Origin of the sequence: Paenibacillus sp. YPG26 (assembly GCF_023704175.1) — a bacterium.
Classification (GTDB): domain Bacteria; phylum Bacillota; class Bacilli; order Paenibacillales; family Paenibacillaceae; genus Fontibacillus.
The window spans coordinates 2,988,578-3,008,285 of sequence record NZ_CP084530.1 but is presented as its reverse complement, the minus strand read 5'-3'; the positions used below and the strand labels follow the sequence as shown (position 1 = coordinate 3,008,285).

Here is a 19,708-nt window from a genome sequence, read left to right as displayed (position 1 = left end):
GGATGGCCTTTATACTGCTAATTGACTTTTTTCCAGATTAAGGTATGATAGGGATAACAGTATACAAATGGGGAAGCACCTCTTTGGCGATAAGCCGGAGAGGTGCTTTTTTGTGTGCTGATTTATAGGAGGTGCTGGATAATGCGGATTATATTTCTCAACAGTATGGAGCGAAAGACGGATGAACTTATGCCAAGTGGTGCTCAGGTGTGGATCGGTGAAGATGAGGGAGTATGGAGAATGGGCTGGAACGAGCTGTCCGCCGATGACGAATCCGAGACCCTCTGGTATGAAGGGGCTTCCTGGTCTGAGATGCTCCATGTCTACCGTCATCAGTTAGCGATGAAGCTCGGTGAAGGCTTCCGGCCGGTTATAGACGGGATCTTTCATGAGAGAGAAGACAGCAAGGGGAAGGCCGTCCTGGCCCAAAAGCTCGTATACTACAGTGAGCTCAATCCGAACGAGGCGTTATTCACAGAGCTGAGCGCATGGCGGCGCAGACGGGCAGCTGCGGAACGTAAGGCACCGTATTTGATTGCCAGCAACCGTCTGCTGAGACTGATCAGCGTGTTCCAGCCGCGCACACGCGAGGAGCTGCTGCAGCTGCCGGGTGTGGGCGAATCCAAATCTGCCGAGTATGGTGGAGAGCTGCTCGAGCTGACACAGCAGCAGGGCGAACGGCCGTTTATTTTCCCGTTGAACTGGGTGGAAGGAACGCTGGATGAAGAAGAATTCCGCTCCTGGCTCTATAAGCAGAAGGAAGCTAAATACCGGGTGGAGATGGAGAAATTCGGTCTGCGCAGAGTCATGCTGGAAGCGATGGCGGAAGGCGGTGATGTCGAGGAGATGTGCAGACGGACAGGACTTGACCGGCGCGAGACCGTGGAGCTGCTTGAAGACCTGGAGAAAGACGGGTATGAGCTTGAATCTCTGCTGCTTGCGGAACTCAGGGAAGTCCCGGAAGCAGAGCAGATGGCTGTATGGCAGGCTTATCAGGAACTAGGCGACACCCTCCTTAAGCCCGTCCTTCAGCGGGTGTATGGTGCAGAGCTTCCTGCCGAGAGCAATGTGGAGAAGCTGTATGAGCAGCTGCGTCTGATCCGCATCCGTTACCGGCGGCAGGGATCCGGCGTGCGGAGCGCCGGCTAGGAACAACAAAGGACGAAGCTCTCCGGCTGCCGGGAAGGCAGGGGATCGTTTCGTCCTTTAAGCTGATCTGGGATGGAGCGGTGAGCTCAAATCCAGTCTTTTTTGCGGAAAATATAGAACATGCCAAAACCTAAAGTGACCATAATCCCGATTACAATGAAATAACTGTATCTTCCGTGGAGCTCCGGCATATTGTCGAAGTTCATCCCGTAGATTCCCGTGATCAGAGTCAGCGGAATGAAGATCGTTGTAATGGCGGTAAATACACGCATGATTTCATTGGCGCGGTTGGCGATACTGGACTGATAGGCTTCACGCAAGTTGCCCATCAGCTCCCGGAAGGTGTCAAAGTTCTCGGAGATCTTCACCGCATTCTCATATATATCGCTAAAGTACTTCTGCAGCTGATCGTCAATCAGGCGCAGATCTTTCTTATTAAGAATATTAATAACTTCCTTCTGCGGACCCAGCATCTTCTTCAGCCAGAGAATCTCGCTTCGCAGACCGATAATTTCATTCAGATGAGAGCGCTTGGTGTGAACCAGAATATCCTCTTCCAGCTTCTCAATCTTATCCTCGATCCGGTCTCCGACAAGGAAGTAGTTATCGACCACTAGGTCAATCAGCAGGTACAGGAACCGGTCCGGCTCGTTGACTTCCTGTTCCCACAGGATAGGCTTGATAGCGCGGAGCTCGTTAATCTTCTGCTTGGTTACCGTAATAATATAATGGCGTCCCAGGAACATGCTTAGTGCACGCAGGAATATCTCTTCATCATCAAAACGAATACTGTTCACAACAATGAAGTAGTGATTATCATAAATTTCAATCTTCGGACGCTGCTCCTCTTCAGTCAGACAATCCTCGACTGCGAGATCATGCAGGGCAAAAGCCGGCTGCAGCAGTGCAAGGTCCTCAGCGTCGGCATCAATCCAGTAGAATCCTTCCGTCGGCGGCGTAAGGGTTAGCTCCAAATCTTCCACCACAGTGAATACACCGGCGTTAACATGGCGAATTTTCATCTGATTTCACTCCTTTACCCTTCGCTGTGAAGGGATATGCTCTTGTCTATGCGGGTACACATAAGAGCACAGAAAAGAAATCAGCAGCCGGAGCATTACCGTAAGTCAAGGCAGTAATGGCACCGGGAAACGAAAGAGCCCCTTCCTCCCGCAAGTGTCCTGCTGATTTGTTCTCTATGCAGTTGTTCTGCAGGGGCATAGCTCTGCGGACTACTCGGGTCGCCTTCCATTTCTAACTTCACCTCTTGGATTCTGGGCTTGTAATACTCGTCTAGTATAACGCCGCACGCTGAAAATTTTCAAGGAAAATGTCCCTTGGCGGTTTATGAAATAGCATATGGCACAAGGGGCGGGGAGGTGCGGTGTAAATGGTATGAAAAATATCACCGGAATTCTTGATTAACAAATTCAGCAATACAAGTTAAATAGTTAAACGCCAGTCAGAATATGACAGGATTCATAGTTCCCTGTTAATTCCAATAATATTCGACAGCTTTTTAACAAAACAATACAAATTACACCCGTTTTCAAATTGGCACCATTAATCAATAATGATTAAGTTGGTAATCCCAGTAATGAGAACATTCTATCTTCCACCTATTTTGTGGGTGAAGTATTTATCTTTCATTTAAGAGCCGAGTGGGGAAAGGATGAAATGGGGCTCCCTGTATTAACACATATAGGGGAAATTGGAGAAATCCAAAGGAGACCTGATAGGATAATTGAGAACTTTTTAGAGTACCAAAATAAAGGCTCGATCTATGAATCTTTTAAAATTCTAGAGGAAACAGTTAAAAGTTTATAAAGGATAAAATAAGCAACTTTGCTAAATACCATTAAATTCAATCCAAGGGGGCCGATGCAAGTATGAATGAACGTATTTCGAATCATCCAATGGATGCAGTTGAGAACGCCCTTGCAGGTAAATAGTGAAAAAAATAATGATTATCGCAACAGGCTGGGTATGTTTTTTGGTGCTAGCATTAATTATCTATGTGGGATGGCCTTGGATATCCTTGTTTGCTGGAATCCATTCGCTGCCGAATCCAACTCGACCGTCCATCACCTATGGAGAATTTCCATTTCAATTGGAGTATGAGCTGGATGGGAAACGAATGATTATAGAAGATATATTAATATGCGAATTTGATGGGTTTGGAACAGATGAAGGAAGAGGAAAGTATCGCAAATGGAAGCAAAGGTTAGCTAGTGGGAGTAAAGGGGAGAATGATAGTAGTTTTCCTAATGCCATTGTAATTTCAAGAGATGGAAGGTTTACAACTGAAAGTGGAATCCGCGCAGAGCAATTATTAGAGCAGTATCATATAAAATTGCTAAGTTGGAATGCGAGTCAACCCATTACTAATAATTTTTCTGGGGAGTTAAGCCGTAGGGCGGAGAATTAACAAAAACGAGCAAAGAGTATTGTATCGCTTATTTTATACCTTATATCTAACGAAGCATCTTGCCTTACGAATTAAATTCTGTATAATTAAGATCAAGATGAAGAATCCAATTGTTTCTGTAAGTGATTTTTATCATCTGCCCAAATTAACTTCATACGCGAATTCTTATCAAGAGTAGGTGGAGGGACCAGCCCGATGAAACCCGGCAACCGGCGAGCGATCGCACGGTGCTAATTCTTGCAGAACTGCAGACCGACGTTAGAGCGGTCTGGGTCTCTGAGAGATGAGAGAGGCGCATATCTATATTCAATATGACCCTTTCTCTATGTATGAGAAGGGTCATTTTCTATATGCACCCGCTTCTGACCATAAGAAGAACGCACCCATACCAAGAAGGAGTGAACAACAATGCCAATCAAAATACCTGACAGCCTGCCCGCCAAGGAAGTGCTCGTGAACGAGAACATCTTCGTGATGGATGAAAGCCGTGCTTATGAGCAGGATATACGTCCGCTGCGGATCGCGATTCTGAATTTAATGCCTACTAAGGAGACAACGGAGTCGCAAATTTTGCGTCTGCTGGGGAACACCCCGCTGCAAGTGGAGATTGTCCTGCTTCACCCGCGCTCCCACACTTCCAAGAATACCTCGGCGCAGCACCTTGAGATGTTCTATAAGACCTTCGACGAAATCAAGAAGCACCGGTTCGACGGTATGATCATTACCGGGGCTCCTGTCGAGCAGCTGGAATTCGAAGAGGTTAATTACTGGGAAGAGCTGAAGGAAATCTTTGATTGGACGAAGACTCACGTCACTTCGACTCTTCATATATGTTGGGCCTCACAGGCAGGCTTGTACCACCACTTCGGGGTGCCGAAAGTCGCGCTCCCGGAGAAATGCTTCGGCGTGTTCCCGCACAGCATTAATATTCCTAATGTTAAGCTGCTGCGCGGATTTGATGAGGTGTTCTATGTGCCGCATTCCCGCCATACCTCCGTACGCAGGGAGGATATTGTAAGCAAGGAGGATCTCGAGATTCTGGCTGAATCGGAGGATTCCGGGATTTATCTAGTTGCGACCAAAGACGGGAAGCAGATCTTCGTCACGGGCCACTCGGAATATGACCCGTTATCCCTGAAATGGGAATATGACCGCGATGTCAGCAGAGGGCTTGATGTCGCGCTGCCGGTCAACTACTTCCCGAAGGATGATCCGACACGGACGCCGCCTTCAACCTGGCGGGCGCATGCGAACTTATTATTTTCCAATTGGCTCAATTACTATGTGTATCAGGAGACACCTTACGATATGGAAGAGAACGCAGATTATATCTATCACATCTAAACTTAGGGGGTTGTTCAACTTATGACAGATCAAAGGCTTCACATTGAGAGCAGACTTGCGCAGATTGGATCGGTGGAAGAGCCGGTAACAGGCGCGGTGAATTACCCAATCTATCAGGCTACAGCCTTCCGGCATCCGCGTCTTGGCCAGAGCACAGGCTTCGATTATTCCCGTACGAAGAGTCCAACACGGAAAGTGCTGGAGGAGGCAGCGGCTGCGCTTGAATCCGGAGATGCCGGCTTCGCCTGCAGTTCGGGCATGGCGGCCCTTCAGACGATCTTCACGCTGTTCTCCCAGGGAGATCACCTGGTTGTATCTCTTGACCTATACGGCGGTACATACCGGTTAATCGAGCGGGTTCTTGGCAAATATGGCATTACCGCATCCTACGTGGATACCAATGATCTGGACGCGCTGGAGCAGGTTCGCCAGCCGAACACCAAGGCGCTGATTGTCGAGACCCCGACCAATCCGCTGATGATGATTACGGATATTGAAGCTGCCTGTACCTGGGCCAAGCGGCACGGAATTCTGACCATTGTGGACAATACGCTTATGACCCCGTATTTCCAGCGGCCGATTGAGCTTGGAGCGGATATTGTCATTCACAGTGCGAGCAAGTACCTCGGCGGTCATAATGATGTGCTGGCAGGCCTGATTGTTACCAAAGGAAAGGAATTGTCGGAAGAGATCGCCTTTCTGCACAATTCGATCGGCGCCGTGCTGAGCCCTACGGATTCCTACCAATTAATGCGCGGCATGAAGACACTCGCGCTTCGTATGGACCGCCACGAGGCTAGTGCGCTGGCGATTGCGAAGCATCTGGATGCTCATCCGGAGATTGCGGAAGTCTTCCATCCGGGGCTGCCCGAACATCCTGGCTATGCCATCCAGAGCAGACAATCGAGCGGCAATACAGGGATTTTCTCCTTCAAAGTTCGTGATGCCCGGTTCGTTGAGCCGATCCTGCGCAGTCTGAAGCTGATTGCGTTCGCGGAGAGCCTTGGCGGAGTGGAGTCGCTGATGACATATCCGGCCATTCAGACCCATGCGGATATTCCGCTAGAGATTCGTGAAGCGGTGGGCGTGGACGATCGTCTGCTTCGCTTCTCGGTGGGAATAGAGCATGTGGATGATTTGATTGCTGATCTGGATCAGGCCATCGAAGCGGCAAGGGTCGAAATTGAAGGAGGACAAGCATAATGAGCGGACAAGAACGGAAATTCGATACGAAGCTGATCCATTTTGGATCGGAGGTAGACGCGACCACCGGGGCGTCCAGTGTGCCGATCTATCAGGCTTCTACTTTTCATCACCATGATATTTTCAATCCTCCGGTCCATGATTACAGCCGGTCGGGGAATCCTACCCGTCAGGCTCTGGAGGACTACATTACCTTGCTTGAAGGCGGGGTTCGCGGGTTCGCCTATTCCAGCGGGATGGCTGCCATCTCTTCAACCTTCATGCTGCTGTCGGCGGGAGATCACATTATCGTAACGGAAGATGTATACGGCGGTACATACCGGCTGCTGACTACCATCCTCAGCCGGATGAATATTGAGACGACGTTCGTGGATATGACGGATCTGGACGCGGTGAAGGCGGCGCTCAAGCCGAACACCAAAGCCGTCTATATGGAGACGCCATCGAATCCAACATTGAAGATCACGGATATCGGAGCTGTGGCGGAGTGGGCGAAACAGAATGGACTGCTCAGCATTGTCGACAATACGTTCATGACCCCGTATTATCAGCGTCCGCTGGAGGTAGGTGTGGATATTGTGCTGCACAGCGCGACCAAGTTCCTTGGGGGCCATAGTGATGTGCTGGCCGGCCTTGCCGTGGCAGGCAGCGAAGAGCTTGCGAAGCAGCTCAAGTATCTGCAAAATGGACTGGGCACAGTACTTGGTGCCCAGGAATCATGGCTGCTTATGCGAGGCATGAAGACGCTGGCTGCGCGCATGGCGCACAGTGAGATCAGCGCGCGTAAGCTCGCGGGTTGGCTCAGCGGCCGGGATGACATCGGCGCTGTGTACTACCCCGGCCTGCCGGAGCATCCGGGCCGGGAGGTGCAGGAGAAGCAGTCGACCGGCTATGGCGCGGTCGTATCCTTCGACGTGGGCTCCGGCGAGCGGGCGAAGCAGCTGCTCAGCCGCGTGAAGCTGCCGCTGGTGGCGGTGAGCCTGGGCGCTGTGGAGAGTATTTTATCATATCCGGCTATGATGTCTCATGCCTCTATGCCTGCTGAAGTGCGTGCGGAACGCGGAATCACAGATGGGCTGCTGCGCTTCTCGGTCGGTCTTGAGGATATTGATGATCTGATTGCGGATCTGGAGCAGGCTCTTCAGAATAGTTAATTAGCGTTAAGCGCAAGGCATTAAATAGGATGACCTACTAGTTCAATAAATGTTCAAATTCCTTGATTTGGTACAGGCACCCGGGCGTTTCGGGTGCTGTTTTTCTTGGCCCGGTATGTTACGATGAAATAATGAATATAATTACCAGACTCTTGTTAGGAGGTTCTGTATGATAGACTCAATTTTAAATAAAGCACTGCAGGGCGAACGCCTTACCATTGAGGATACAACGGCACTTTTTGAATCCAATGAAGTAGAGAAGATGGGGCATACCGCCAATATTCTCATGAACCGCATGCATCCCGATCCTATTGCTACCTTCGTCATCGGGCGGAATATTAACTATACGAATGTATGTGATGTATACTGCCGTTTCTGTGCATTTTACCGCAGACCGGGGTCGGAAGAGGGGTATGTGCTTCCAGACGAAGTGATCTTCCAGAAGATCCAGGAGACGATGGATGTAGGCGGAACCGAAATTCTTATGCAGGGCGGTACGAACCCGAACCTGCCGTTCAGCTACTACACGGATCTGCTTCGCGCGATTAAGCAGCGCTTCCCGGAGATTACGATGCACTCCTTCTCCCCGGCAGAGATACAGAAGATGGTTGTTGTCTCGGATGGCCTTACCCTTGAACAGGTTGTACGTCAGATTCACGAAGCGGGGCTTGACTCCCTGCCAGGCGGCGGCGCTGAAATTCTGGATGACCGGACACGCCGCAAGATCAGCCGCCTTAAGGGCTCATGGACCGAATGGATGGATGTCATGAAGACAGCCCACAAGATCGGCATGAATACCACGGCTACCATGGTTATCGGCCTTGGCGAGACGATGGAAGAACGTGCGCTGCATCTGCACCGCGTTCGTGATGCACAGGATGAGTGCATTCAGAATGGGTATGACTCCGAAGGCTTCCTGGCCTTCATTCCGTGGACCTTCCAGCCGGACAATACGAATCTGAAGCTGGATCGCCAGACGCCAGAGGAGTATCTGAAGACGGTAGCGATCAGCCGGATTACACTGGATAATATTAAGAACTTCCAGTCGTCCTGGGTCACGATGGGACCGGAGGTCGGCAAGCTCTCCCTTCAGTATGGCTGCAATGACTTTGGAAGTACAATGATCGAAGAGAACGTAGTCTCCTCGGCAGGCGCCACACACAAAGTGAACATCGGCTCCATCCTGAAGCTGATCCGCGAAGCAGGTAAGATTCCTGCGCAGCGGAATACCCGTTATGATATTCTTCGCGTGTTCGATGATGAGCGTGCGAATGTTGACAATGACTTTGTAATGCAGAACTAATTATAGAGAAATAGATTCGGTTGATATACACACAAAAGGCGCAGTTACCCTTTAGCAGGGGAACCGCGCCTTTTTCCATTGTCCGAAATTCCTACTATAGAATTGTATAAATTATTGCTCAGCCTGTGCGGGCGTATAGGGCTTAACTACAAGCACCGGGCAGCTGTAGGTAAGACCCTTATATGATACCGTAAGAGTAGCCGTGCCCGGGTTAATTCCTGTAATATTACCCTCAAGATCAACCGATACTACATCTGGATTTGAGCTCTTATATTCTGCCTCAGTGGTCACATTATGTTCTATACCACTGCTGTCTTTGTAGAGTGTGCGGAGATCAAAGGTATCGCCCAGCGTGATCGAATATTCATCCGAATCCAGATACAAGCTTCCTTCACCGGAGCCAGGCGATTCTGAAACTTTGAGCTTAATGACTCCAATCTGCCCACTATTCGGGGTTGTGTAGCTGACAGCCACTCCTCCGTCAGGTGTCGCCTCGCCAAGTGCGATCGATTCCAAGTTAAGAATTGGCGTATGGTAACTCCACAGGAACTCTCCTGTGCTGGATACTTTAAGAATCCGCAATTCAATGGAGGTTCCTGTGTTGCTTGACCCAATCAGGATAGGGGCGCCATCGGATGCAATAGATAGCTGCGAGTAATGGGTAAGCTCCCCATCAGGAAGGGATGAGAAAGGCAGTTCCCACAAGACTTTGCCGGAGGCAGTGATGTTCTGCAGACTAGAGGCCGTGCGGGCGATATAGCTCTTGGCAGCGGGAAGCTGTTCCAGCTGAAGAGGAACCGCCGGATGTGAGCCATTCGATCCCTGAACATATAATTTGTCCGCAAGCTCACCTTTAGGATTAATTAGAATGAGAACAGGCACTTGGACAGCGTTCTTCCGCTCGGTGAGTCCAGTAGCCAGATAGCTGCCTGAGGGAAGCTCAATCACATCCCTGAAATCTTGACCTTCATAAGCAGGTAATTTCTTATACCAGAGCTGATTGCCCTTGGAATCTGTCAAAAAGGCGGCCGGGGTTGAGGTGTCCGAGCGATTCCAGGTTCGTACACTAGCAATGAAGTTACCGTCTTTGGTCTCGCGTACCCGCTCAAAGTCTTCGTTCCAGAAATGTGAAATATAGACTTTGCTCCACTCATACTGGCCTTCAGGACCGAGTTTGACCAGGAATGCTTTTCCTTCAACCGGATATAAGGACACTTGCCCGCCAATAATATATCCCCCATCCCGGGTCTGCCGAATATCCTGGCCAATAAGGTAGTCGCCCGACTGCAGGGTAGACTCATTATACATACGCTCCCACTCTAATTCGCCTTGTTTGTTCAATTTCTGGATAATCAGACCTTCATGTTCAAAGGTCGAGCGTGAGGTGACGGATCCTAAAAGAATGACTCCCCCGTCCCTTGTCGCTGCCGCCTTCACCGCCGAGTTGTAGTTCTCCTGTGAACCTGTGAGCTTCGTCCAATCCTGCTCTAAGGGAGGGGCACTTGGGCTGATGCTGCTGGCAGAGCTGATATTGGCATTGAAAGTGGAGGGAGAGAGGAGAAGCACTGAAGCAATCAAGAGAATAGAGATTAATCGAGCACGAAAATGTGTCAAAACAATCACCCTTCCATCATAGTTTTGATAGAAATTCACTATTAGACCTGTGCAAGGCTCGTTAATACACAATCACTTTAGCTGTAACTTCCACGCCCTGATAGCTTGCCGTGAGTACAGTCTCCCCGTGGCCGGTCGCTGTAATATTCCCTTCACTATCCACCACCGCAACTTTCGGATTCCCGGTGGAGTAGGTTCCCTTCGGGGTAACATCCTTCACTCCGGCTCCGTCTTTGACGGTTAGACGGGTATCCAACGACTCGCCGGGCATCAGGCTGTATTCGTCCGAATCCAGCTTAAGGCCATTCACCGCAGACTTGAACACATAAATCTTCGCAGTGACGGTCTGATCCCCGAAGAATGCGTGCAGGATCGTCTCGCCTGGACGAATTCCGGTGATGTTCCCTTCCTTGTCAACCAGGGCGATGCTGCTATCATCAACCACATAGTTCCCCTGGGATGTAACGTCCTTGGATCTGCCCTGCTGATCCTGGACAATCAGACGGGTATCCAGCATATCGCCTGGAATGAGGCTGTATGAGACAGAATCCAGCTTAAGCTGGGCTACGGGAACCTCCGGGTCGGGTACGGGAGGTTGGAAGCTTGCTTTTACCAGATATCCGTACCCGTCCGAAGTGCCATAGGTAACGAATTCCTTGTTGGACAGAGGAATAACCTGTATCAATAATTCCTGGGTCCATCCACCTCCCAAATATTTGAATTCTTCGTGGCTTCCATCTCCATGAAGGGCAACGATATATTCATTCTCCAGGGAATGTCCAGCCATAATATTTCCCCCAATATACAGATCTCCGCCGAGGGTAAGCTGTACATCCTCAATGGTGATTCCGACCCCTGTCTTGATATTTGTAGTCCACAAAATCTGATCGTTCTGATCGATCTTGGATGCCTTAAGGGTATATCCGTCTGTCTGGATGCTAATCAGATTGTGATCAGGAGTCTCGATGACTCGGCTGGCACTAGGGAACAACTCTGGATTGCTGCGGTTCCACAGCTGATGACCTGATGAATCCAGCTTGGTGATCGTGGAACCGCTGATTACATAACCTCCATCCGGTGTAAGCTGCAGTGCCGGAACGGGTCCGTCCTGATTATAAGGAAGGGAGCTCTCCCATACGAATTCCCCGCTGGAAGTGAACTTCTTGATCATGATTGCTGAAGCCATGTTCCTCTCGACCTGGGCCGCAAGGATGTAACCGCCGTCTTGGGTCATGCGGAATGAGAGCAGCGAGCCTGAACGATTGTTGGAGAGTAGGGTTGTGTCTAAATAACGGCCCTCAGCATCTGTAGTTATCATGTAAAAGTCTGTATGCTTGTACCAATCAACAGCTCCGGTAATCACAAATCCTCCATTTTGACCTTGCTGTAGGGAGTAGTTCGAGGTCTCCGAGAGAGACCATCCCAAGCCTGGTGCGGAAGGCAGCTCGGGCGTAAGGGTCCGGATCCATTCAATGACTCCTTCAGGGCTTGTCTTCGTCAATGTGAATTCCCTGCTCGCAGCCTGGAGAAGCGCGAATCCGCCGTCCTTTGTATGTACTGCTTCTTTGGGGATGCCGACTGTATCCTGGACCAATGTCCATGGGCCTTTCGATTCGGCAAAAACCGGGTAGTGGCTGCAGGTCCATGTAATGCTGAGTAAAGCAAGGCTCGTAACCACAACTCTTTTCCATTGGAGCAAAGGCCATGTAAGCTGCACTGATCTATCACCCTCCAATTTTTATAGATTACTGCTGTATTTCACTTTAATTGTAAGGAATTGTATGGAAAAGAAGAATAGTTGTTAACTCCTATTCATTAACTAGGAAGAATTGACTGTCAGATGATGGATTACTCTATACTCAAGGGTCAATGGGCACTTGGAATCAAGCGGAATACGCCGCTTTCCTGCATTCTTTTCCATACGCCCCGCCCGTATATCCACTCCGCTCCCACCATATACTTTGGAGAGAGAAGGGAAGGAGGCAAGTCCATGGAGTTCTGTGTAGTCACCACAGCTGCAGGCAGCAAAAAAGAAGCCGAGCGGTTCGCGCGTCTGATCCGGCGTAAATTTAACGGTTTACATAGAGAAAAATCGGGGTTCAAGCTGCGCTTTGTAACCGATGGAGCTCTGGTAAGTGCGGTATTTGAGGGTGATGAGACCGCATACAGCTTTGTGAAGCGATCGATCTCGATCCGGGAGAAGCTGTCTATCGCGCTTGCCGAGTATGTGATTACAGAGAAGGAAGCGGATATCGTAAGACGCCTGGTCTCCAAAGAGTACGGCTTTCCCGATGCGGAGGAACAGAACGTAGTTGTTGATTCGTGTCTTCATCTGTTAGGTCCAGAGATGGAGGGGGCTGAAGTCAGGAGCCGGCGCTGCGGACAGCTGGCGGTGCATCTTCGCAATTATATGGAAGAGCATACCGAGCTGAACCTGGATGGCTTCATAACTTTTCGAATGAAGGAGTACTTAGACCACATCCGGGAGACGCTGGATTACGTGGTCGATGAGTATTTACTTGATAAGCAATATGAGGAATTTATCGGATTGCTGAAATATTTTGTGCATTTCCAGGAGACGCAGATCGGGGTAGTTCATCTGATGCACAAGGGTGGAAGTGATTTCACCATCTATAACGAGCACATGCTGCCGCTTGAAGCCGCTGTGGTGGGAGGGGTTGTGGCCCGGATTGCCGACCATGAGCTTGAGCTCGAGGATGTGATTGTCAGCTCGCTGATCTCGTTGTCGCCAGGGCGGATCGTCGTTCACACCAGGGAGCCGGAAGTGCAGATCATATCGACAATCCGGCAGATTTTCGCGGAACGGATCGAAATGTGCGCGTATTGCCCGCGCTGCAAGGCGTTCTTGGAGGGTGGGCGTAAGCAGGGGAACCACGGGCCGTAAGAAGCCTTCCCATCCGCAAAAGGAGCTGTACACCTTGACTGGTCTGCGTGCGTAACGCTATAATATCTGAAGTAATAGTATCATTAGAACAGCCATGACAGAGACATGGAATAAGGAACAACGAAACGTGCAGAGAGAGGAACCCCGGCTGAAATTTCCTCCGCTTCGACTTTATTCTACCCCTTTGTAGCTGCGGCTCCGAACGTTCGGGTCTCCCGAATTCAGTAAGCACCGCCGGGTCATTCACGTTATAGAATGCTAATGAAGGACTTAAGCTGAAGCGGATCGATCGGTTACAGCGGGAGTCAAATTAGGGTGGAACCACGGGTATATCATACACTCGTCCCTTTTGAGGGCGGGTGTTTTTTTTGTTGTCCGCTTCTTGAAGAACCGGATTTCTATCTGAGGAGGAAGATGAACATGGCAGTATCCATTAAATTGCCGGATGGCTCCGTACGGGAGTATGCGGAAGGCAGCACTTTTGAAGATGTGGCAGCATCCATAAGCAGCGGTCTGCGCAAGAACGCTGTGGGAGGTAAGCTGAACGGACAGGTTGTGGATTTGAACACGAAGCTGGTTGAAGGCGCGCAAATTGAAATTATTACTCTGGATTCCCAGGATGGTCTTGAAATGATGCGCCACAGCTCGGCGCACCTGCTGGCCCAGGCGGTGAAACGCCTGTTCGGCAATAAGGAAGTGAAGCTGGGAATCGGGCCGGTAATTGAAGAAGGCTTCTATTATGACATGGACCTTGAACACCCGCTTAATCCTGAAGATCTCCAGAAGATCGAGAAGGAGATGGAGCGCATCATTGGCGAGAACCTGCCGATTACGCGCCGCGAGGTTAGCCGCCAGGAGGCTCTTGATATTTTTGCGGAGCTGGAAGATCCTTATAAGCTGGAGCTTATTCGTGATCTGCCTGAAGACAGTATTATCACCATTTATGACCAAGGTGAATTCTTCGATCTATGCCGCGGCCCTCATGTGCCTTCTACCGGCAAGATTAAGGTATTCAAGCTGCTCAGCGTAGCTGGAGCTTACTGGCGCGGGAACAGTAAGAACAAAATGCTGCAGCGGATCTATGGTACTGCATTCGTGAAGAAGGCGGAACTCGATAATTATCTTCACCTTCTTGAAGAAGCTAAGAAGCGCGATCACCGGAAGCTTGGGAAAGAGCTGAAGATCTTCACCTTCTCGAACCTTGTCGGACAAGGCCTGCCGATCTGGCTGCCGAACGGGGCTAAGCTGCGCCGTACGCTTGAGCGTTATATTGTTGATCTGGAAGAAAGACTCGGTTATCAGCATGTCTACACTCCAGTAATGGGTAATGTGGAGCTGTACAAGACCTCCGGTCACTGGGAACACTACCAGGAGGATATGTTCCCTAAGATGGTTCTCGATAATGAAGAGCTTGTTCTTCGTCCGATGAACTGTCCTCACCATATGATGGTCTACAAGAGCGATATGCGTTCTTACCGCGATCTGCCGGTCCGTATTGCCGAGCTTGGCCTTATGCACCGCTACGAAATGTCCGGCGCATTAACCGGTCTGCACCGTGTTCGCGCCATGACACTGAACGATGCGCACATCTTCTGCCGTCCTGACCAGATCAAGGATGAGTTCGCGCGGGTAATCCGTCTGATCCAGCATGTGTATGATGACTTCGGAATTCGCGATTACCGCTTCCGTCTGTCTTACCGCGATCCTCAGGATACGGAGAAATACTTCCAGAACGATGAGATGTGGGAGATGTCCCAGCGCATGCTGCGTGAGGTTGTGGAATCGCTCGATATTCCGTTCTTTGAAGCGGAAGGCGAAGCGGCCTTCTATGGTCCGAAGCTGGATGTGCAGATCAAGACGGCTCTGGGCAAGGAAGAGACGCTGTCCACTGTACAGCTTGATTTCCTGCTGCCTGAGCGGTTCGAGCTGGAGTATGTGGGCGATGACGGGCAGAAGCACCGTCCGGTCGTTATCCACCGCGGGATCATCAGTACGATGGAGCGCATGACCGCATTCCTGCTTGAGAATTTTGCCGGGTCTCTGCCGCTATGGCTGTCTCCGGTTCAGGCGAAGGTCATTCCGGTATCGGGTGCGTTTGACGACTATGCGCGTGAAGTGATCGAGAAGCTTCAGTCCAGCGGCATTCGGGTCGAAGCAGACCTGCGGAACGAGAAGCTGGGGTACAAGATTCGTGAAGCTCAGCTTGAGAAAGTGCCTTACATGTTCATCGTTGGTGAGAACGAGAAGAACAGTTCTTCCGTCTCGGTGCGTAAGCGGGGCGAAGGGGATATTGGTGCGAAGACGATTGACGAGACTGTCGCTTTGCTGCAGGAAGAGATTCGTAACCACGTCATTTAACACGGAATGAACTTGTTCATCCGTAATAGACAGGTATAAAGTTCGGCGCATCTGGAGAACCTCTCGAATAAGGGGGAGGTATTCATATGCGCCGTATTTATTTTTGGAGAAAGATAGGCATTTCACTCACACTAGGCATGTTGGTATTCAGTCTGATACTACCTGACAGCACGATATACGCAAGAGAGAACAAGCCGTTATCCCTGTTTCAGCGGTTCGTTAATGCAGCACTGGAACTCAGCGAGTCTTATAGCAAGAAGGATAACAGCTGGAGAAGCCCTGTTGTTAAGAACAGCACCCAGGCACTTCATCCCGACTGGGTTATTGCCCCATCTATTCGTAACCGGGCACGGGAAATAGAAGTTCAGCGCAAGAAAAAAGCCGCCAGATCCTCTGTCTCTGCTGACCGAAGTAATCCTTCTTCTGCCGTGCTCGCTGCTCCTGATAATGGACGGGTGCTCACAACCGTATCTGTAATGGCAACCGGATATACCGCGGGTATCGAATCAACAGGCAAGACCAGGAAGCATCCGCAGTATGGTATTACTTACTCAGGCGTCAGGGTGCGAAGGGACAAACAGACTGTCTCTACGATTGCGGCTGATCTGAGATTGTTCCCGCTTGGAACCATTCTCTACATTCCAGGTTATGGATATGGGGTTGTTGCCGATAAGGGCTCTGCGATCAAGGGGAATAAGATTGATTTGTACTTCTCTACCACGAAGCAGGTGTACAAAGAGTGGGGCAAAAAGAAGGTTGAGGTTCAAGTCGTCAAGCGCGGACGGGGTAAGCTGACCGAAGCGATGCTCAAGGAACTGGGACAAGTTATGCAGGTGAGCAAACAGGTCCCCGCAAATGTGTGGGAAGAATCGATATAATTATAGGCCTCTGCCAGCTGAACAGTCCTGGCAGGGGCCTTTTTAGGCTTGGTGCATAATGCCCCGCCCCGTTAACCATACTATGGACTGGGTACTTGATTACCCCGCACTTATTACAGGGAGGTGACACAATATGCCACGCAACAACCAAACCAATCAAGGCAGCATGGGTGGACAAGGCGGATCTCTTACTCCGAATGAGAAATACGATGCAGAGTTTGCTGTGGAGACAGGTAACCTGAATTCAGTAGCTCAAAAGGCAAGAGCTTCTCACGCTGAAGGCCAGACTCACACGAACTTCCAGACTCCGGATGAGAAATTTAATGCGGAGTTCGCTGAAGAAAGCAACAGCTCCAACAAGTTGGGCTCTTTGAACAACAATTCTGTTCAGAACAGCCGTCAAAGCCGCAGCCGCCGCAACAGCTAACCGGCCGCTCTAGGAAGCTGTCCCATCTTAAGATGGGGCAGCTTCTTTATGTCTATGGGGCAGTGCGATTCAGTCTGGAAATAAATCCTATCTCCCTCGGTCTCAAGACCGAGGTCAAGTTCAATCTCACGCCGCTGTTGCATCATGCTGATCCTGTTGTACACTGGAATCAAGTTAAAGTTTACAGCATTTGGAGGCGTGATGAATGAGAAGAGGTCTATTCAGCAGATATATAGGAGGGCTTATCCTAATAGGAATCGGTGTGCTGTTCCTGCTTAATCAGCTGGGCTATACACAGATTAGCATTGGATACATTTTCTCCACATTTTGGCCCGTGTTTGTGATTTTTGCCGGACTCAGCCAGGTCATGAACGGTAGACGTTACGGATCCTCAGCGATAGGCGGTTTGATCATCACGATTGTCGGCGTATATTTTCTTGGGAGAAATCTGGGGCTGGTAGATCTGTCTCCAGGTGATTTCTTCCGGTTCTTTGTTCCGGCCGCTCTTATTCTTGGAGGGATATGTATTCTGTTCAAGCCGGGACATGACTCCTCACGCAGAGGCCGGAGAAGGGACCGTTATGATTACCCGGAGCCCCCATTTCCTCCGGAGCCTCCCTATCCGCCTACCCAGCCTTCTTTTCACCCGGAGATGAAATCACCGCTGGATGAGGCCTTCGGTGAGAAATTTGGCGAGAAGCCACCTGCCCCGCCTGCTCCGCCTGTGGATGCTTGGGAGAAGAAAGGGGGACCCAAACACTACAATTACAGTGGTCCCTACAGCAGTCAGGAGAAGATTAACAAATCCGGCTTTATCGGTGACGTGCATATCGGACGCGATTATTTCGAACTTAAGCCCATGAACATATCCCACTTTATTGGAGATACGGTCATTGACCTTACGAAAGCGCAGATTCCTTACGGAGAGACCCGGATTAACGTGGCGTCATTTATAGGTGATGTTAAGGTATTCATGCCTGATGAGATGGATGTTGCCATTTCAGTAACCACAAGCTCGTTCATTGGAGATATGAAGGTACTGAATGAGAAGCAAGGGGGATTTCTGAACAATGTACAATCCAGTTCTCCTCATTATGGGGAAGCCGGCCGCAGGGTGAAGCTCTTCGTCAGTGTGTTTGTAGGAGACGTTCGAGTGAATATGGTGGGCTGATATGATGCTGCGAAATCTTAGAAGCACCAAGTGGGAGCTGCTGTACTACTTTCTTCTGACAGGAAGTATGGCAGCAGCAGCCCTGTTCATCCTGAATTCATCCGGTTATATCCTCATCATGAACCCCCACATGTGGATTTATTACATGGTGGGGATTGTGGTGTTGGCGATTATTATCGGTTATTTGGCCGGACAACGGATTCAGCGGAGGATCGATGTGCTGCATCTGAATATGCTTCAAGTAGCCAAAGGAAATCTTCATGTCAGGATGCCGTCGATTCCCGATCCCACCTTTGCCGGAGTGTACCTGGAATTCAATACCATGATGATCGCAGTAGAGAAAAAGATGCAGCTGCTTCAGCAGCTTGGTGAGCAGGAAGTAATTGAGAAGGAGCAGGCCTCGGAGAAGGCCGTGCTGGAAGAGCGGCGCAGGTTGGCCAGAGACCTGCATGATACGGTCAGCCAGCAGCTTTTTGCCATCCATATGGCGGCATCATCGTTGCCAAAGGTGCTGGAGATTAATGAAGAGCAGGCCTCGGTAGTCATGGACCAGCTGATTCAAATGTCTCAAATTGCGCAAAAGCAGATGAGGGCGCTCATTGCCCAGCTAAGACCGATGGAGCTCGTTGACAAGTCACTCTCCGAGGCGCTGGATCAATGGTTCCCGGATTACTGCCGTCAGAATAATCTAAAAGGAATGAAGGAACTGGATATCCAGGGCTAGCTGTCTGAAGCGAAGGAGCACCAGCTGTTCCTGATCATTCAGGAAGCCATGGCCAATATCGTTAAGCATGCTGGCGCTAACCTCGTTAGTCTGTCGCTGCGCGAAGGACCAAGGCAGGTTGTATTAAGCATTAGTGATGACGGGCAGGGCTTTAGTTCTTCTTTTCAGAGACAGGGCTCCTACGGTCTGACCACCATGCGTGAGAGGGCCGAGAAGCTGGGCGGACATGTTGAAGTGATCAGCAAGCCTGGAGCGGGAACCACCATACGTGTACATATTCCTAAATTCGAAGAACAGGAAGAGAGCGGTGAACAATGAGCGGTGAGACGGTGAAAGTGATGATTGTCGATGACCATGATATGGTCCGGATGGGACTGAAAACTTACCTGATGCTGGATCCCCGGTTTCAGGTAATCGCAGAGGCGAGCGACGGCAAGCAGGTTGTTGATATGTTAACTGCAGCGGAAGACGGGATCGTACCTGACCTTATTCTTATGGATTTGATGATGCCGGTCATGAACGGGGCTGAAGCCACCAAAGCACTGCTTGCCCGTTATCCCAATCTGAAGATTGTTATCCTGACCAGCTTCCTGGAGGATGATCTTGTTGTTCAGGCTATTGAAGCCGGCGCAGTCAGTTATGTCCTGAAGACGGTATCCGCGGAGGAACTGATCTATGCGCTGCAGGGCGCTTACAGAGGGATGCCGGTGATGACAGGAGATGTGGCGCAGGCGTTGACACGCGGACTTCGTCAGCGGACCGTTCAGAATGATGAATACGGTCTGACCGAACGGGAGAAGGAAGTGCTGCTGCTGATCGCCGAAGGCAAGACGAATAAGGATATCGGGGAAGAGCTTCATATCAGTATTAAGACGGTGAAGACACATGTTAGCAATCTACTAATGAAATGCGAGCTTGAAGATCGTACACAGCTTGCTATTTACGCGCACCGTCAGGGCTGGGTGTCCTAGAGCTGCCAAGGTTTATCTCCTTTTTAATTGTTTTTAAGGTGTGTTTAAGGTTTATAGTACACAATAAGAACAAGTAAAC

Annotated in this window: 16 protein-coding genes, 1 pseudogene and 1 riboswitch; of the genes and pseudogenes, 14 read left to right on the top strand and 3 right to left on the bottom strand. The window is 50.1% G+C overall.

The genetic code is table 11. From position 1 onward, the window contains the following. The first annotated feature begins 141 nt into the window (after positions 1–141). Entirely contained in the window at positions 142–1,149 is a 1,008-nt protein-coding gene (locus LDO05_RS14225; protein ID WP_251376033.1) for an HRDC domain-containing protein, read from the top strand. 86 nt (positions 1,150–1,235) lie between these two features. Here the strand turns inward: LDO05_RS14225 and corA are convergent, their stop codons facing one another. Then, entirely contained in the window at positions 1,236–2,171 is a 936-nt protein-coding gene (corA, locus tag LDO05_RS14220; RefSeq protein WP_251376032.1) for a magnesium/cobalt transporter CorA, read from the bottom strand. Between the two features lie 604 nt (positions 2,172–2,775). Here corA and LDO05_RS14215 point away from each other — a divergent pair. The 6 genes from LDO05_RS14215 (at position 2,776) to mqnC (ending at position 8,581) form a co-directional block, all read left to right on the top strand. Continuing rightward, complete coding sequence (locus LDO05_RS14215; protein WP_251376031.1) at positions 2,776–2,976, top strand: hypothetical protein; 201 nt, start codon at positions 2,776–2,778, stop codon at positions 2,974–2,976. 124 nt (positions 2,977–3,100) lie between these two features. Then, complete coding sequence (locus LDO05_RS14210; RefSeq protein ID WP_251376030.1) at positions 3,101–3,577, top strand: hypothetical protein; 477 nt, start codon at positions 3,101–3,103, stop codon at positions 3,575–3,577. Between the two features lie 162 nt (positions 3,578–3,739). Further along, a riboswitch (SAM riboswitch) is annotated at positions 3,740–3,867 on the top strand. Positions 3,868–3,985: 118 nt separating this feature from the next. Further along, entirely contained in the window at positions 3,986–4,921 is a 936-nt protein-coding gene (gene metA / locus LDO05_RS14205) for a homoserine O-acetyltransferase MetA (protein WP_251376029.1), read from the top strand. A 21-nt stretch (positions 4,922–4,942) separates the two neighbouring features. Next, the gene (locus LDO05_RS14200; RefSeq protein WP_251376028.1) at positions 4,943–6,124 is read left to right on the top strand and encodes an aminotransferase class I/II-fold pyridoxal phosphate-dependent enzyme; all 1,182 of its coding nucleotides are present in this window, start codon (positions 4,943–4,945) and stop codon (positions 6,122–6,124) included. Next, on the top strand, positions 6,124–7,278 hold the full coding sequence (locus LDO05_RS14195) for a trans-sulfuration enzyme family protein (RefSeq protein ID WP_251376027.1): 1,155 nt from the start codon (positions 6,124–6,126) through the stop codon (positions 7,276–7,278). The genes LDO05_RS14200 and LDO05_RS14195 overlap by 1 nt, the downstream gene beginning before the upstream one ends. 169 nt (positions 7,279–7,447) lie before the next feature. After that, on the top strand, positions 7,448–8,581 hold the full coding sequence (gene mqnC, locus LDO05_RS14190) for a cyclic dehypoxanthinyl futalosine synthase (protein ID WP_251376026.1): 1,134 nt from the start codon (positions 7,448–7,450) through the stop codon (positions 8,579–8,581). A gap of 111 nt (positions 8,582–8,692) precedes the next feature. Here the strand turns inward: mqnC and LDO05_RS14185 are convergent, their stop codons facing one another. Continuing rightward, positions 8,693–10,195: an Ig-like domain-containing protein gene (locus LDO05_RS14185; protein ID WP_251376025.1), complete on the bottom strand. Its 1,503-nt coding sequence runs from the start codon at positions 10,193–10,195 to the stop codon at positions 8,693–8,695. Between the two features lie 61 nt (positions 10,196–10,256). Then, positions 10,257–11,912, bottom strand: coding sequence for a hypothetical protein (locus LDO05_RS14180; protein WP_251376024.1), 1,656 nt, complete (start codon positions 11,910–11,912; stop codon positions 10,257–10,259). A 273-nt stretch (positions 11,913–12,185) separates the two neighbouring features. Between LDO05_RS14180 and LDO05_RS14175 the strand changes: the two genes are divergently transcribed. The 7 genes and pseudogenes from LDO05_RS14175 to LDO05_RS14145 all read left to right on the top strand — a co-directional run bounded on the left by LDO05_RS14175 (position 12,186) and on the right by LDO05_RS14145 (position 19,629). Further along, complete coding sequence (locus tag LDO05_RS14175) at positions 12,186–13,100, top strand: putative sporulation protein YtxC (RefSeq protein ID WP_251376023.1); 915 nt, start codon at positions 12,186–12,188, stop codon at positions 13,098–13,100. Between the two features lie 420 nt (positions 13,101–13,520). Further along, the gene (gene thrS / locus LDO05_RS14170) at positions 13,521–15,458 is read left to right on the top strand and encodes a threonine--tRNA ligase (protein WP_251376022.1); all 1,938 of its coding nucleotides are present in this window, start codon (positions 13,521–13,523) and stop codon (positions 15,456–15,458) included. Between the two features lie 86 nt (positions 15,459–15,544). Beyond that, entirely contained in the window at positions 15,545–16,336 is a 792-nt protein-coding gene (locus LDO05_RS14165) for a 3D domain-containing protein (RefSeq protein WP_251376021.1), read from the top strand. 133 nt (positions 16,337–16,469) lie between these two features. Beyond that, positions 16,470–16,763, top strand: a complete 294-nt coding sequence (locus LDO05_RS14160; RefSeq protein WP_251376020.1) for a hypothetical protein — start codon at positions 16,470–16,472, stop codon at positions 16,761–16,763. A 205-nt stretch (positions 16,764–16,968) separates the two neighbouring features. Next, positions 16,969–17,934, top strand: a complete 966-nt coding sequence (liaF, locus tag LDO05_RS14155; protein WP_251376019.1) for a cell wall-active antibiotics response protein LiaF — start codon at positions 16,969–16,971, stop codon at positions 17,932–17,934. Between the two features lie 4 nt (positions 17,935–17,938). After that, positions 17,939–18,976, top strand: a pseudogene (locus LDO05_RS14150) (sensor histidine kinase). After that, on the top strand, positions 18,973–19,629 hold the full coding sequence (locus tag LDO05_RS14145; protein ID WP_251376018.1) for a response regulator: 657 nt from the start codon (positions 18,973–18,975) through the stop codon (positions 19,627–19,629). The pseudogene LDO05_RS14150 and the gene LDO05_RS14145 overlap by 4 nt, the downstream one beginning before the upstream one ends. Positions 19,630–19,708 lie beyond the last annotated feature (79 nt).

Coding starts and splice junctions, on each gene's coding strand:
- LDO05_RS14225 (WP_251376033.1), top strand. CDS start 142: ATGCGGATTATATTTCTCAACAGTATGGAGCGAAAGACGGATGAACTT.
- corA (WP_251376032.1), bottom strand. CDS start 2,171: ATGAAAATTCGCCATGTTAACGCCGGTGTATTCACTGTGGTGGAAGAT.
- metA (WP_251376029.1), top strand. CDS start 3,986: ATGCCAATCAAAATACCTGACAGCCTGCCCGCCAAGGAAGTGCTCGTG.
- LDO05_RS14200 (WP_251376028.1), top strand. CDS start 4,943: ATGACAGATCAAAGGCTTCACATTGAGAGCAGACTTGCGCAGATTGGA.
- LDO05_RS14195 (WP_251376027.1), top strand. CDS start 6,124: ATGAGCGGACAAGAACGGAAATTCGATACGAAGCTGATCCATTTTGGA.
- mqnC (WP_251376026.1), top strand. CDS start 7,448: ATGATAGACTCAATTTTAAATAAAGCACTGCAGGGCGAACGCCTTACC.
- LDO05_RS14175 (WP_251376023.1), top strand. CDS start 12,186: ATGGAGTTCTGTGTAGTCACCACAGCTGCAGGCAGCAAAAAAGAAGCC.
- thrS (WP_251376022.1), top strand. CDS start 13,521: ATGGCAGTATCCATTAAATTGCCGGATGGCTCCGTACGGGAGTATGCG.
- LDO05_RS14165 (WP_251376021.1), top strand. CDS start 15,545: ATGCGCCGTATTTATTTTTGGAGAAAGATAGGCATTTCACTCACACTA.
- LDO05_RS14160 (WP_251376020.1), top strand. CDS start 16,470: ATGCCACGCAACAACCAAACCAATCAAGGCAGCATGGGTGGACAAGGC.
- liaF (WP_251376019.1), top strand. CDS start 16,969: ATGAGAAGAGGTCTATTCAGCAGATATATAGGAGGGCTTATCCTAATA.
- LDO05_RS14145 (WP_251376018.1), top strand. CDS start 18,973: ATGAGCGGTGAGACGGTGAAAGTGATGATTGTCGATGACCATGATATG.